Consider the following 15,331-nt stretch of genomic DNA (forward strand, 5'->3'; position numbering starts at 1 on the left):
TTTTATTCTCAAGCATAAAAAAACCTCATCTATAATTACATACATGAGGTTTAATAAATGACGCTATAAAATTAATACTTTCTTATAGGAAGATATGTAAAGGTGTTATTTTTAGAACTCGAATGAGATGTAATATTTCCACTTCCACTTGAATACAAAATATAATAAGCATTTGTAGCATTCACTTCAGTAGATGTCCAATGGTACACGTTTGTCAACGCATTTAAATCTGATAAACTTCTCATTGTAATTATGGCTTCTAAACGGGATGGCAAAAACCAATCTGAATAACCATTATAACTGTAATTAAAAGCTGTTTTAGCCGCAAAGCTACTTGCATTACAATTACTAGTTATTTGTCCTGTATTGCTCCATCCAGTTCCAACATCTTCATAGGTATTTGAAATAAATGTATCTCTACATCCCCAAACATTATTAAAGTTCGATTGTTGTGGAGATGCTTCTAAATAACGCCAACCTTCCGTTGTTTCACCTTTATCAAAAACCACGTAACCACTAGCTGGTCCGAAATAACCTGTCGTTCTAAAACTTTGTTCAACACCATACACATATTCACCATTAACGCGAGCGTAAGGTCTTGCATAATACGTTGTGTTAGGATTCAGGTTTGAAATTTGACCACCATATTCGCCAGTACCATAACCTCCATCTATTGAAACATCATCAATAGTAGGATTTACTGCAGTATCTATAACAAAACCTCTAGAACTAACGGAAACGCCTGGTGCATCTGAAATTGTAGCATTTAAATCTACACGAGTTGTAATTATATTTCTAGGAATATCTGTGATAAAATTGACAATATCTCCTGTTGTAAAGGTTATATTATTTCCATATGCTAAATCGCTATAATTGTTGCTAGCATAAGCTCTTACGTGATAGGTTGTATTAGCTTCTAATCCATTAACACTTACTGAAAATGTTCCTAAACCACTTCCGTCGGAAGATTGAGACCTATCAGAAAGGGTTGGGTTTGCATTTAAACTCCAACAAACGCCTCTAGAAACTACAGTTGAACTCCCTTCACTTGTAACAGTACCACCTAAAACAACGGCTGTTCCAAATATATCGGTTGGTGCATTAGTGGTTAAAGTTGGTATAGCACCATTATTATCATTAAAACCGACAGTATCATCCTTTTCACATGATATAGTAATACATAAAATGAAAACGGCTGCAATAAGTTTTGTTAACTTCATTTGAATTATTTTTTTGAGTGGCAAATATAAATTTTTTATAAGCAAAAAACCTTACATAAATGTAAGGCTTTCTGTTATATGATTGTTTTCTAATTACTTAAATAAAAAATTATAATTAAATGAAACTTTACTAACATTTTATCTAATTATTTAAAGCTTCTGCTCCACCTACAATCTCCAAGATCTCGTTAGTAATAGAGGCTTGACGTGCTTTGTTATACGTTAATTTTAATTGATCACGTAATTCGGTTGCGTTATCCGTTGCTTTATGCATAGCCGTCATACGAGCGCCATGTTCAGAAGCAAAAGAATCTCTAATACCCTTATACAATTGTGTTTTTAGAGACTTCGGAATCAATTCCTCAACGATTTCAATTTTTGAAGGTTCAAAAATATACTCTAATGTTGCATTGGCATCTTTTTCAATAGGTACAATTGGTAAAAATTGTTCCACAATGATTTCTTGAGTCGCTGCGTTTTTAAACTTGTTATAAACGATTTCAATTTTATCAAACTCGCCTTCAGTAAACATTTCCATCAAACGTTTTGCAACATCTGCAACGTTATCAAAAGTTAAATCGTCATACAATTCACTGTAATTACCAATAACAATCTGTTTTTTAGAAAATGCATCATTTCCCTTTTTCCCAATTGCTAAAACAGATACTTTTTTACCTGCATACACATTGGAAATTAAGTTTTGTGTTTGCTTAATAATATTAGAATTAAAAGCACCACACAAACCTCTGTTTGAAGTAATAGCTACAATAAGTACCTTTTTCACCTCACGTTGTTCTGAAAACTTACTTCCAGAATCTACATCTAAAGTCGCACTTAAATCTTGTAAAAGTTCCGTTAACTTATCTGCATAAGGACGCATTGCCGTAATAGCATCTTGTGCCTTCTTTAATTTTGCAGCCGATACCATTTTCATAGCACTGGTAATCTGCATCGTTGAAGATACTGATGATATTCTGTTACGTATTTCTTTTAAGTTTGCCATTTTTTCCGCTCCTAACCTCTCAAATGGAGAGGGATTGATTAGTTAAACTATATGATAATTCGCTAATCCTTCTCTTTAATAAAGAGAAGGATTGGAATTTTTTTATTTTCTGTACTTCGCTGATAAATCTTTAGCTACCGCTGTTAGGGTATCTGTAACTTCATCCGTTAATTTTCCAGCTTTTAAACTTGCTAACACATCACTATGTTTTGCGCCTAAAAATTCTAAATAATCACGTTCAAATTCTTTTACTTTTTCAACAGGAACGTCTCTTAATAAGTTTTTAGATCCAGCATAAATAATAGCTACTTGATCTTCCACTTTAAAAGGATCGTTTTGTGCTTGCTTTAAAATTTCAACGTTACGTTTACCTTTATTAATTACATTTAAAGTAACGGCATCTAAATCAGATCCAAATTTAGCAAACGCCTCTAATTCACGGTATTGCGCTTGATCTAATTTTAACGTACCAGATACTTTTTTCATGGATTTAATCTGTGCATTACCACCAACACGAGATACTGAAATACCTACGTTAATTGCTGGACGAACACCAGAGTTAAATAAATCTCCATCTAAGAAGATTTGACCATCTGTAATAGAAATTACGTTTGTTGGAATATATGCCGAAACGTCACCGGCTTGTGTTTCAATAATTGGCAATGCTGTTAAAGAACCACCACCTTTTACGATTGGCTTTAATGAATCTGGTAAATCATTCATTTCTTTTGCAATAGCATCATTATTAATGATTTTTGCAGAACGCTCTAATAATCTTGAGTGTAAGTAGAAAACGTCACCTGGATACGCCTCACGTCCTGGAGGACGACGTAATAATAAAGATACTTCACGGTATGCAACTGCTTGTTTTGACAAATCATCAAATACAATTAAAGCTGGTCTACCAGTATCTCTAAAGTATTCTCCAATAGATGCTCCTGTAAAAGGTGCATATACTTGCATGGCTGCAGGATCTGATGCATTTGCAGCAACTATAGTCGTATAAGCTAAAGCGCCTTTTTCTTCTAAAGTTTTAGCAATAAGTGCTACTGTTGAAGCCTTTTGACCTACAGCAACATATATACAATATACAGGTTCACCTGCCTCGTAAAATTCTTTTTGATTTAAGATAGCATCAATACAAACGGCGGTCTTACCTGTTTGTCTGTCACCAATAACCAACTCACGTTGACCTCTTCCAACTGGAATCATAGCATCAATTGCTTTAATTCCTGTTTGTAATGGTTCTGTTACTGGCTCTCTGTAGATAACACCTGGTGCTTTACGCTCCAAAGGCATTTCATAAGTTTCACCTGTAATAGGTCCTTTTCCATCAATAGGATTTCCTAAAGTATCTACAACACGACCAACAATACCTTCACCTACTTTAACAGATGCGATACGTTCTGTACGTTTTACTGTAGAACCTTCTCTAACGCCTACTGAAGTTCCTAATAATACGATACCTACGTTATCTTCTTCAAGATTTAGTACAATACCTTCTAATCCACCTTCGAATTCTACTAATTCTCCGTATTGCGCATTTGAAAGTCCGTAAGCACGTACAATACCATCACCTACTGTTAATACAGTTCCTACTTCGTCTAATGATGCACCTGCATCAAAATTTGAAAGTTGTTGTTTTAAGATTGCTGATATTTCAGCTGGTTTTACTTCTGCCATCTTTATTTAGATATTAGACGTTGGATTGTTAAGATGTTGCCATCTATTCCAACGCTGCTTAATTTAATTTCCTATTTTAATATTTATTCCAGAGCCACTATTACTAGACTCTTCCTTAATTATCACTGTATTTGTTGATGCATTTAATCTGTCTGAATATGGTGTTCCATATTTTTCAACTAAACGTTCTACTTTTTCCGAATTTAAAGAACCATCTTCATTTACCACATTTCCTTTATAAATATCTGAAATGATATTTTTCTGTGTTCTTTTTCCAATTTCGTATTTCTTGTCTTCTCCTAAAAATATAACTTCAACATAGATTAACTTCCCTTCTGGATTAGAAGCTGTAATTGGTTCAGCTCCCTTTATATAGACCGTTTTTAAAAAGATAATCTCTTCTTCATTATCATTATACAAAGAACAAACAGAATCAAAAGTTCCGCAATCAACATACGTTAACCAAACAACTTTATCAATTAATACATCTCCGTTTTTTAGCTTGACCTTTTGCGCATTAGCATGGAAGCCAATAAAGATACATGATAAAAATAGAATTGTTTTAAGTCCTTTCATCAGTTGTTAGTTAATTGTAAATTCTCTTTTTAATTTATTCAATTTACTGGCAACACTAGCATTGTATTGAATATCGCCAACACGTAAAATGAAACCACCTAAAATGCTTTCATCTACTATATTTTTAACAGTTACAGCTTTGTTAGATAATTCTTTAATTTTAGCTAACACTTTTAATTCAATATCTTCAGTAATTGGTACTGCAGTTGTTACGGTTGCAGACTCTTTATTATTTTGAATATCGAATAAATCAGTATACTTATCGGCTACAGCCTCCATTAAATCTAAACGTTTATTAGCGTCTAATACTTTAAAAAGCTCTTGCGTAATTGTATTTGCATCTGGAAATACCTGTGATAAAATTGCTTTCTTATCTTCAGATTTAACAACGGCATTTCTAATAACCTCATCCAGATTTTGATTATCCTTAATGGTTTTAGAAATTAAAACCATATCTGCATTAATAGCATCAGCCACCTGTTTTTCAGTTGCTAAACTTAATACTGCTTTTGCGTAACGTATTGCTGCTCTTGTTCCTGCCATTTTTATGCCCACGAAAGTGGGTAACTTTTAATTATACTTATCTAACTAGACACATAAATTATGCGCTGTGTACGAATTAGTTTAACGTTGCTTCAACTAACATAGACTCAACCAATTTCATTTGTTTGTCTTTGTTAGATAATTCTTCACGAACCACTTTTTCAGCGATTTCAATTGATAACGTAGCAACTTGCATTTTTAATTCTGCAATGGCTGCTTTCTTTTCATTTTCAATAGCTACTTGTGCACTTACAACTAACTTACTTGCTTCCGTTTGAGCTTCAGTTTTCGCGTCTTCAATCATTTTCGATTTAATTTCACGCGCTTCTTTAAGCATCAATTCACGCTCTAAACGTGCTTCTTGCAATAATTTTTCGTTATTAGCTTGAAGATTTTGCATTTCAAGTTTTGCATTTTCAGCGGATTCTAAAGCTGTTTTAATACCATCTTCTCTAGTTTGAAGAGCGTCTAGAATTGGCTTCCAAGCAAATTTTCTCATTAATACAATTAATATTAATAAGATAAAGGCTTGCATAAAAAATAAGCCTACTGAAAAATCATTTAATAAAGATTCCATACTATATAGATTACTTAAATTCTCTTTTGTTTAATTTAAAACAGTTTCTGCAACCAACCGTTGCAGAAACTTGTTTTTTACTTTTTAGGAAATTATGATGGATTTCCTAAGATTAACGCACCAAAGGCTAAACCTTCTAATAAGGCTCCGATAATGATCATCGCAGTTTGAATTTTTCCTGCTGCTTCTGGTTGACGAGCAATACCTTCCATTGCTTTTCCACCGATCATACCTAAACCGATACCTCCACCGATTACGATTAATCCTGCTCCAATTAAATTGTACATACTAATTTGGTTTTTATAATTATTAATTAAACAAATTCTTTTTTAATGAGCGTCGTGCTCTTCAACAGCCATACCAATAAATAAAGCTGATAACATGGTGAAAATAAACGCTTGTAAAAACGCTACTAAAACTTCAATCACCATAATAAATAACGTTAATGCTAAAGACATTCCCGTAGAAACTACTGGTCCGAAAGAAGCTTTTAAAGTTATCATTAATGCAATTAAGCTCATTACAATAAAATGGCCTGCAGTAATATTTGCAAACAAACGCACTAATAATGAAAACGGCTTAATTATAACAAAACCAACAAGCTCTATTACGGCTAAAATTGGTCTTAAAACATAAGGTACCCCTGGCATCCATAAGGTATGTGCCCAGAAATCTTTACTACCACTAAACAAATAAATAATCATGGTAAAAATAGCTAAACACGCTGTAACAGCTATTTGTCCAGTTACGTTAAATCCTAAAGGCGTTAAGCCTAACATATTTAATATCCAGATAAAGAAAAATACCGTTAATAAAAAGCCCATAAACTTGCGGTACTTTTTCTCACCAATGTTTGGACGTGCTATTTCATCACGAACATAAATAACTAAAGGCTCTAAAACTCTAGATACTCCTTTTGGAATACCATTGCCTTTTTTATAACCTCTGGCTAAACCACCAAAAAGTAATAACATGATTATTCCTGTTATGATCATTCCGAAAACACTTTTAGTAATAGAGAAATCGATTACTTTGCTAGCATTTGTTGGGTGGTGCTTATCATCAAAATTTAGTGCTGTTGCACCATTTTCTAATTCGTAAATTTTGGAGTGGTATTTTACAAGTTGTGCATCACCTTTATCAACAATAACGGTTCCGTTATCATCATGATGAAATGCTGAAGACATAAATGTTTTAAGTCCATTACTAGTCCAAACAATTACCGGTAACGGCATACTATAATGCGTTCCAGAACTATTATCTGTAAATAAATGAAAATCGTGAGAATCCTTTAAGTGATGAGCAATATAGTCACTGATTTCTTTAGGTGAATCAATTAAATTATTTGCGACTTCGTCATTTTGGGCGGATACCGAAAACGACGTTAATGCTAAAATGAATACTACTAATAACTTGATAGAATTTTTTGCTACCATCATATTTTTTCTAACTAATGAAATTTATCCTTCGTAAATTTTGTGCAAATGTACGGAATAATTTAAAAAACCAAACCCTTTTTTAGTTTAGTTTTTTTAGGATACTTTAAAACAGAAAAAAGCAGGTTTTTACTTAATAACTATTTGCTATTTAACAACTTTGCAACAACGGCTGCCTCTGCTATTAAAAAAAGAAATAATGGGATTACCAAAGCAAAGCGTTCTGTTTGTGTTAAAGCATCGTTTTCAAAAACAGAAGATTGAAATATAAGTACAAATGCACCTATCTTAAAAAACACGAGCATGAGGTAGGAATAGCCTGCTTGGCTTGGTAGTTTTTCTGCAACTATTTCTACAATTGTGTAAATAATAACGACCGAAATTACATGAAATATATACACATTGAATAACGAGAAGCTTAATTCCGAATTTAATAAATTGCTATGAATACCAAAACTTAATCCAAATACAGCAAGGACCAAAATAATTACTAATACAATACGCTTAATCATCAGAATTCTTGTTGGTTATTTTTATGACTTGATAAATAACCGAAAACATGGCTACAGCAACGGATATCAAGGTAATAATTTTATAATATAATTGATCGGGATTTTCAAATTTAACGTCTAACCATGTACCTAGTAAACTACCTAAATAAATAATTAAACCCATTTGTATAGCAATGGTAGTAAACCGAATATACTTATTAAGCGGTTTGTTAGGCTTTTTGTTTTGTGGTTTTTTCGCGCTCACTATTTTGCATGTCTTTTGTTGCTCCTTTCATGGCGCAATTAACGTTAAATGTAGCTCCTGGCTCAACGGCTAACTTACCTAAAGTTACATCGCCTTCAATGTGCGCTGTACTTTTTAAAGTTAGTGTACCTGAAAGTGATAATGTCCCTGAAAATTTTCCTTCAAAATAAGCATCAGTTCCCGTAATATTACCATTTACAAAACCTGATTTCCCAACAACAATTTTTCCGGGCGTTTTGATACTGCCTTCTACGGTTCCATCAATCCTGAAATCGCCTTCACTTTCTAAATCACCAACCATAGTAGTACCTTGGGCTATTAAGTTTTGACTGGATGTGATTTCGAGATTTGATTTACTTTTTTTATTCTCTGAAAACATGATTATTTATTTTTTTGGGGTTTAATTCACTGCTAAATATGCATCCATATTTTTATGGATTTGTAGGGTTGCATAATTGGTTGACGAAATAGCAAAATGTTGGTGTCGTATTTTGTCTTTTTTCTTTTCTTCTAATGATGCTGCATAACCTAAAGCGCCTTCCTTGCTTGTTAAACCGTGAATAATAACATACGTTGTTTCAGGATTATAGACATCAACCGAAACGGATAAATCAAAAACATTGACTTGATCTGTTTCTTTTTTAAGTTTGGTAACAAATTCTGAAATTGCTTTTTCCTCTGTAGCATTAAAATAATACACGACTTTATAATTGGTTTCGTCAGGATTTTCAACAAAATCAGTACTGCTTATTTTTGGCAACAAATTATCGACAATGTCTTGTGCTTGAGCACCTTCTTCCGTATTTGCATAATTATAAGCTACAAAATTCATAGCTTTACTGTAGGCTTCATATCCATATAAACGCCCTGTTGCTCGCGCCTTTAAGAGCTCGAATTTAGGCACTAAAGCTTCACCTTCAAATATTGAAATATAGCGATCTGTTTCACTAATAACCTCTTGATATTGGTGGTTTTCTAAAGCTGCATACAGATTTTCATAAACACTTTCTGGACTACTATCATCTTTTGCTAAAGCGGACTCTGGGTTTTTTAAAATGGTAGCATATCGCGACTCTGGATAATTAGCAATAATATCATTTTTAGCTATTTCAGCTTCACCATTCTGGCCTTCCAACATATAAATCTTATACAGGTTATATTTACTAGGAACCACTAATTTTTCGTCTGGATTAAAGGTTAAAAGCGTTTGGAATTTATCTTTAGACAAACCATATTCCTTAAATTTCTCTTTATAAATAAGTCCTAATTGGTAGTATGCACGGTTGCGCTCTTTGGTAATACTATCAATTGCTTTTTCATCTGTTGGTATTTGCGTTAAATAGAATTCTGGATTGAATAATTCATTTTCGACTTCATTTTCAACTAAATCATTAAAAACCTCATTGGTTTTAGATTTGTTGATACTAGACCAACGCCAATTATCTTTTAATTCGCGATCTCCCCAATTTTTTCTAAATTCATTTTTACCATAAGAAACGGTTGTAGGGTTATAGAAATAAAATTCAACTGGTCCGCCTGCTGCTGGTCCACCAGCTTGTTTTACCATTGAACTTCCTGCGGCAAAGCTATTATTAGTATTCACTTGAATTAAGCCTTGATTACGTTCCCGCTCTTCCTCGAGAGCTTTTTCGGCTTCAGCCTTCAACTTCAACTCTTGTGTATAGGTTTCAAAATAAGCCGTTCTTTCGTCTGCTGACATGGCAACTAAACCAAGAATACTATCGTTAGCAACGGCAACATCTTCATAATAAATAACGTCTTCTAAATTATCGCGTTTGCGTTTGATGATTCGGTATGGCTTACTATTCATTTTCATGTTTAGCATGGTGCTATCAAAATAGGCGCCTGCAATCTTATATTCGGTGTAATCGAAAAAGATATCACCTAAATTTTCATAGTCTTTAGAAACTAGTATTTTATCAGATGGATTAGTACGTAAGGACTTGTTATAAAACTCAACTGCCAATGAATCAGCACCATTTTTTAAATGATATTCGCCAATTTGATAATAAATTTTACTTAAAAATGGTCGGTTTTCACGATCATCCTCTAGCTCATAAAGCAGTTCAATTAAAGCTTGTTTATCACCTTCTGTGAAATCGAAATTACGTGCTTTCCCAACATAAGCCGCAATGCGGTACGGTCTTGGCGTTTTTCTATTAAGTTCAATAACCCGATCAAAAGCAATATTTGCACTATCGGTTTTATTAAGTCTATTGTATAATTGGGCTTGAATAAACCGGTAACGACCGCGTTCATCGTTGTTTTTTGTGTTCTGTGCAGCTATATCTATTTGCCAAACCGCACTATCTAAAGATTTCGTGTTAATATAGGCTTGGGCTAACATGGACGTGGCATCCGCTAAATCCTGACCTTCCAAATCCACTTGGTACATTAAGCGTTTTAAATTGGTAATAGCCAGTTCTTCATTTTCTAAACGAATGTTGGTTTTTTCACGCCATATTCTGGCTTGATTAATTTTATCACTCGCCGGATATTTATAGAGAATGTAGTTGAAAGCTTCCAATGCTGGTATAAAGCGTTGATCAAAATAACGCGCTTTTCCCAATAGTAAATACGCTTCATCAATCTGTGGATTTTTTTCTTTTCCGCCAATATTCATTCCATGTTTCTGAACGGCTTTAATTGCTTTTTCTTCAGCACGTTCAAAATCTTGATTTTTACTTTGACCAGGGAGCAGAATTTCTTCCGAAACCTGCATGCGTTCTATAGGTAGAATTTCCCAAAAATTATCTTCATAGGAATCGTTTACACCTTTCTGTCCACTTTCTAATGCTAAATACCCGTTGTAAAGGATGTTGTATTTTGTGGACATGGCATGCATGTTCCTACTCACAAAAGAATCTTTCTTGCGTGAACAACTAGTAAGCACTAACGTAATACTAAAGAGAAATAGGATGATTCTGAAAGAGGTCTTCAACGTTGGTCGTGTTTAATTATACATAACTAAAAGTAGCTATATATATTATGTATTGCCGTAAAAATAAGCATCTTTTTGAATAATTATAAAAAAAGAGCAGACTTTTAAACAGTTTCTGTTCCAGCAAAGTGCACTTCTAGTTCTTTTAAGGTAGCTGCACTGGTTTTTAAATCCTTTACAACTTCACCTTTTTCTAGTACCACAATTCGTTCACAAACATCGGTTACGTGCATTAAATCGTGACTAGAAATTAATACGGTAACGCCTTTAGTTTCGGCTAAATCTTTAATAATTCCTTTTAAACGAATTTGAGTTGTTGGATCTAAATTAGCAAACGGTTCATCTAAAATAATGACTTCAGGATTTCCAATTAAAGCCGCAACAATACCTGCTTTTTTCTGATTTCCTTTACTCAAATCGCGTAAATATTTTTTCTGATTTAATATTTCACCGTGAAAAAAATCTTCAAATTGAGATACTAATGCATCCACATCCGATTTATTCTGACCGCGTAATTCGCCAATAAAATAGAAATATTCTTCCGCTGTTAAATAGCCTATTAAAAAGGTTTCATCAATGAAGGCTGATGTGAATGGTTTCCAATCTTCGCTTTCATTAACTAACACATCATTGTTTTTAATATATCCTGTTGTTGGTTGAATTAAATCTAGTAGCAAACTGAAATAGGTGGTTTTTCCAGCACCATTATTTCCGACTAAACCAAAACTTTGACCTTTTGGAATTTCCAACGATTCTATATGAAGAACCTGAATATCATTATATTTTTTTGAAAGATTTGATGTAACTATCATGGGTAAATGTAATTAAAAGATTGATTATTTTTTTTCACTAAAAGCTGCTATCGTTTTATATTTTCCTTTTTGATAAACGTGCTCAATTTTATTTAAGAAAAAGTTTTTAAATAACATTCCTATAACACCAGACAATGCTAATGCTAAAAGTCCTGCATTAAAGCTTATAAAGTGATATGGTATAAAAAATATTATTATTGGTAACACCATTTTTGGCAACGCTATAAGCAATTGTGTTGGGTTAAAACCATTGGTATTACTAAAGGCTTTTGCTTTTGTGTCTAATTCTATTGGGACTCTGTTTAAGGCACCTCCAAATAAAGTGATAAATGTGTTTAATCCGATATTAAATAATGCTCCAGCTGCTATTATTAAATAAATATCCACGCCAAAATACAAGTATGGTGTACTTAATATAAATGCCACAATTACTGCAAAAACCATTAAATACCATTTGGATTCTAAATATTGTCTGTACGGAATATTTTGACTCATTAAAAGTTTATAATACTCACTATCCCAAGAAGGTACTAATTGACCAAAACTTAAAAGAAATCCACCAGTAATAAATATTGAAGCAAAACCTAATAAATAAGGCATTTCTTCAATGTACACTTTTTGAGTAAAAAAGAATAGACCATAAAATAAGAAGAAAAATGACATCATTACGACTTGTTTTGGTCTGGCATTACGTGTAATCATTTTTATATCATTCTTTAAAAAAGGAGCAACGCTTCCAAAACGATCCATCCAAGATAAATCCGTAGCATTTACTTCCTTTACTTTCTTGGAAATTGCACCATCCAAATAGAATCCTTTTCTAATAAAACTAAAATTTGCTTTATATAACGCCAACATTGTCAACAATGGGATAATTGCTAAATATGGCTGATTATATAATCCATTAAATATTTTTCCAACAGGTTCGGTTATATCAAATATGTTAAAATACCGCAATACTACAATAGCAATCACTGCAGTTGCCATGCTGTAAAAAACTGTATTGCTTTTATTGATTAGAAAATTCAGAAAGTTAATAGACATGGTAATACACATTAAAGCAAAAAACCATAAAACTACATTAACTATTGGGTAGCTTTGAAATAATAACACAATTGAAAATGGAAGGAATAATAAAAATGAAATAAAATTGAAAAACGAAATTGTTGTTTTTCCTAATAAATAATGAATTACAGAATTTCGTTTTATTGGAATAACCATTAATGGCTTAATGTTCATTACAGGTAGTTGCTGCATAAAATACCTAATCATTAACTCAAATAATATCCAATATATTAAATAATTGTTTACCATAACAATTGGATCTATATCTGGAAATGTTTTTTTTAGCCCAAAGAACATAACACCCCCAATAAAAATTGCAATTCCTCCAAAATATAAAACTGCGAGAAATAATAAAATTTTAATAGCTAATCCCTTTTGAAAATAGGATGCCCTTTTAAACTGTTTCCACTCGAGACTTAAAAATTGTTTAATCATTTTTATTAGTTTGTTGAAACGTGATTTTTAATTGGTGTGCTTTTGTGCAATCTGTCCGACTTCCATTCCCCAACTCTGACCTAACATCATACCTTTTTGAGTAAGTAGACTTTGTTTGGATGCTAGTTTTTTGCCTAAATCGGTTTTATAGAAAGCGACTAATTCTTTAATTTCATCTTGGGTAAATTCCTCCATGTACACCTCTGCTAATTGGCCATACAACTTATCAAGCGTGCCATTTGCTTCTTTTGTAAAAGCGGCTTTGTTTGCTTCTGGAACCATAGCTCCTATTTGAGCAATGGCATCACCAAAAGCACCTGTGGCTCCTGTTAGTCCAATAAACTCCATAGTTTGTTTTTTAAATTCCGTTGGCTCTTGAGCCGAAATAGAAAGGGTTAAAAATAAGACTAGAACTGAAAATAGTGTTTTCATAAAAATTGGTGTTGGTTAATTATAAGTAGCAAAAAAATACAATTTGTTACATAGAATATTCAGGATAGGTTTCTTGAAGATGAAAAGTAGCATTTTTTGGTAAAATAATAGCGGTTATGTATGTATAAATTATAATAACTGTGAAAGCACTTGCACATATTAAAGGCATATAACCTCTAAAACTGTCAGTAAGATTAATTAATTGAAACATTTGAGGGCCTAAAATCAACGTTCCTATGGATGCATTGTTGTAAATCATATCTTCTAAAAGCCATAATTTCTCCTTGGCTTTCCGCTTCCTTTTTATTTCCCTATTAATGGCAATGGTTTTAATAAATAAAAACAAACAAAGGACTAGATAGGAAGCGATAAAAATATAACTACCAATTTCAGTAGAGAAAACCGTGTAAAGCAACACAAAAATTGCGGTTGTTATTATAATTTGTGGCAATCTGAACCAGTCTTTGGCGTAATTCCAAAGTAGTTTCATATAAATTTTAGACATGGATTTTTGGCGTTGCTCCACGACATCCATAAATCCAAAAACACCAAATTTTTTAAACGATGCATCGCGTGCTTCATCAAATGACATCTTTGGATTTTCAGTCAAAATAACTTCAATATCGTTTGCCATGTGGTCTACTAATTCCGTTTGTAAATCGTAATATTCAACAAAATGCTTTCTGGTAAATACGTATAGGTTTTCAATATGGGATTCGGTTAATGGCATAAATTATATAACGTGTTTGTATTTTAAAAGGTAAAATGATCGTAATTTAAATGCACTAACAACCAACAATAAAAATAGCCATAAAATAACAGTCGTAAAAAATACTATAAGTAAAGTTGGACTATTTTCAATAGTTTGACTCGAGTTGTAACTCGTATAAATTGTATTTAATACATGAAAGAGAATCACGAAATAAAAGCCAAGACGTTCTAACAACGAAAAGCGCTCTTTTTCAATTCTAGAAAAAACAAAATAAATTACACCCAAAACAAAGAATAATGTCATTGGTGCATATTTGAGAATGGTATGCGCAAAATCTGGTTCCAAATAATTTCTAACAGATATAAAAAGCAAACCCAAGCCTATAAATGATACAATCCCGAAAAAAGAAGTCGCCATTTTAATCAAGGCTTTAATGTTACTTTTATCTGCAATTTTATAATAGCCATCACTTCGTTGTAATAAATGGCGTTTGTTTTCAACCATATAATCTTTAAAAATAAGATAGAAATCTCGCGCATCATTCTCTTGCAAGCGTGCCTCAATTTCCGAAGCAACATAATCTACCATTTCCAAACGAATATCCACAAAAACAACACCCGAATTTTTCAGATAGGTTTCAATAAAACAAATTTCATCCTCGGTTAATGCCATAAGTTAATAACTCAATTTAGGGTTTATCAATGCTTGAAGTGTTGCAATATATTGTTCCAATTCCGTTAATTTATGGGCTGTTTCGGCGGTTCCTTTTTCAGTAAGTTTATAATATTTACGCAACCTGTTATCTACTTTTGCTACCTCAACATCCAGCAACCCTTCGGCTTCAAGTTTATGAAGCGATGGATACAAAGCACCTTCGGTAATTTGCAATTCGCCTTTAGTGAGTGCTTTTACTTTCTGCGTAATTTCATAACCATACATTTTATCATGCTCACTTAAAAGCTTTAAAATGATGGTGGTTAAACTGCCTTTATACAAATTAGAATTCGCCATACAAATCAAATATATACATAATTTTCTTATGCATATAAATTTTTAAATAATTATCAGCAATTATATGCTAAAAAACAAAGGCTTCACTATTTTTGTAAAAAATCATTA

Annotated in this window: 18 protein-coding genes; all 18 read right to left on the reverse strand. The window is 32.6% G+C overall.

Going from position 1 to position 15,331, the window contains the following annotated elements:
* Positions 1-71 precede the first annotated feature (71 nt).
* Positions 72-1,220, reverse strand: coding sequence for a DUF1566 domain-containing protein (locus ES675_RS02570; protein ID WP_066253650.1), 1,149 nt, complete (start codon positions 1,218-1,220; stop codon positions 72-74).
* A gap of 142 nt (positions 1,221-1,362) precedes the next feature.
* Complete coding sequence (gene atpG / locus ES675_RS02575) at positions 1,363-2,223, reverse strand: ATP synthase F1 subunit gamma (protein ID WP_066253643.1); 861 nt, start codon at positions 2,221-2,223, stop codon at positions 1,363-1,365.
* Between the two features lie 102 nt (positions 2,224-2,325).
* The gene (gene atpA, locus ES675_RS02580; protein WP_066253639.1) at positions 2,326-3,906 is read right to left on the reverse strand and encodes a F0F1 ATP synthase subunit alpha; all 1,581 of its coding nucleotides are present in this window, start codon (positions 3,904-3,906) and stop codon (positions 2,326-2,328) included.
* Positions 3,907-3,969: 63 nt separating this feature from the next.
* Entirely contained in the window at positions 3,970-4,482 is a 513-nt protein-coding gene (locus ES675_RS02585) for a hypothetical protein (RefSeq protein ID WP_066253635.1), read from the reverse strand.
* Positions 4,483-4,488: 6 nt separating this feature from the next.
* On the reverse strand, positions 4,489-5,025 hold the full coding sequence (gene atpH, locus ES675_RS02590; protein WP_066253632.1) for an ATP synthase F1 subunit delta: 537 nt from the start codon (positions 5,023-5,025) through the stop codon (positions 4,489-4,491).
* A 76-nt stretch (positions 5,026-5,101) separates the two neighbouring features.
* Positions 5,102-5,602 (reverse strand): F0F1 ATP synthase subunit B, encoded by a 501-nt coding sequence (locus ES675_RS02595; protein WP_066253630.1) that lies wholly within the window; start codon positions 5,600-5,602, stop codon positions 5,102-5,104.
* A gap of 92 nt (positions 5,603-5,694) precedes the next feature.
* Positions 5,695-5,889 (reverse strand): ATP synthase F0 subunit C, encoded by a 195-nt coding sequence (atpE, locus tag ES675_RS02600; protein ID WP_066253627.1) that lies wholly within the window; start codon positions 5,887-5,889, stop codon positions 5,695-5,697.
* Between the two features lie 42 nt (positions 5,890-5,931).
* Positions 5,932-7,041: a F0F1 ATP synthase subunit A gene (gene atpB / locus ES675_RS02605; protein WP_066253623.1), complete on the reverse strand. Its 1,110-nt coding sequence runs from the start codon at positions 7,039-7,041 to the stop codon at positions 5,932-5,934.
* Between the two features lie 137 nt (positions 7,042-7,178).
* Positions 7,179-7,550 (reverse strand): DUF6168 family protein, encoded by a 372-nt coding sequence (locus ES675_RS02610; RefSeq protein ID WP_082985955.1) that lies wholly within the window; start codon positions 7,548-7,550, stop codon positions 7,179-7,181.
* Positions 7,543-7,794, reverse strand: a complete 252-nt coding sequence (locus ES675_RS02615; RefSeq protein ID WP_255365506.1) for an AtpZ/AtpI family protein — start codon at positions 7,792-7,794, stop codon at positions 7,543-7,545. The genes ES675_RS02610 and ES675_RS02615 overlap by 8 nt, the downstream gene beginning before the upstream one ends.
* Positions 7,760-8,173 (reverse strand): bactofilin family protein, encoded by a 414-nt coding sequence (locus ES675_RS02620; protein ID WP_066253620.1) that lies wholly within the window; start codon positions 8,171-8,173, stop codon positions 7,760-7,762. The genes ES675_RS02615 and ES675_RS02620 overlap by 35 nt, the downstream gene beginning before the upstream one ends.
* 21 nt (positions 8,174-8,194) lie before the next feature.
* Positions 8,195-10,708 carry a type IX secretion system periplasmic lipoprotein PorW/SprE gene (gene porW, locus ES675_RS02625; RefSeq protein ID WP_449374885.1) on the reverse strand — a complete coding sequence of 838 codons (2,514 nt, stop codon included), beginning with the start codon at positions 10,706-10,708 and terminating at the stop codon, positions 8,195-8,197.
* Between the two features lie 152 nt (positions 10,709-10,860).
* Entirely contained in the window at positions 10,861-11,568 is a 708-nt protein-coding gene (locus ES675_RS02630; protein WP_066253611.1) for an ABC transporter ATP-binding protein, read from the reverse strand.
* A gap of 24 nt (positions 11,569-11,592) precedes the next feature.
* A complete protein-coding gene (locus ES675_RS02635; protein WP_148367225.1) occupies positions 11,593-13,068 on the reverse strand; it encodes a DUF5687 family protein in 1,476 nt (491 codons plus the stop codon).
* Positions 13,069-13,095: 27 nt separating this feature from the next.
* A complete protein-coding gene (locus ES675_RS02640; RefSeq protein WP_066253607.1) occupies positions 13,096-13,500 on the reverse strand; it encodes a DUF2059 domain-containing protein in 405 nt (134 codons plus the stop codon).
* A gap of 46 nt (positions 13,501-13,546) precedes the next feature.
* Complete coding sequence (locus ES675_RS02645; protein ID WP_066253605.1) at positions 13,547-14,230, reverse strand: hypothetical protein; 684 nt, start codon at positions 14,228-14,230, stop codon at positions 13,547-13,549.
* Positions 14,231-14,233: 3 nt separating this feature from the next.
* Positions 14,234-14,884 (reverse strand): hypothetical protein, encoded by a 651-nt coding sequence (locus tag ES675_RS02650; protein WP_066253601.1) that lies wholly within the window; start codon positions 14,882-14,884, stop codon positions 14,234-14,236.
* A 3-nt stretch (positions 14,885-14,887) separates the two neighbouring features.
* Positions 14,888-15,223: a PadR family transcriptional regulator gene (locus ES675_RS02655; protein WP_066253598.1), complete on the reverse strand. Its 336-nt coding sequence runs from the start codon at positions 15,221-15,223 to the stop codon at positions 14,888-14,890.
* Positions 15,224-15,331 lie beyond the last annotated feature (108 nt).

This window comes from Algorimicrobium algoritergicola (assembly GCF_008086165.1).
Taxonomy (GTDB): Bacteria; Bacteroidota; Bacteroidia; order Flavobacteriales; family Flavobacteriaceae; genus Algorimicrobium; species Algorimicrobium algoritergicola.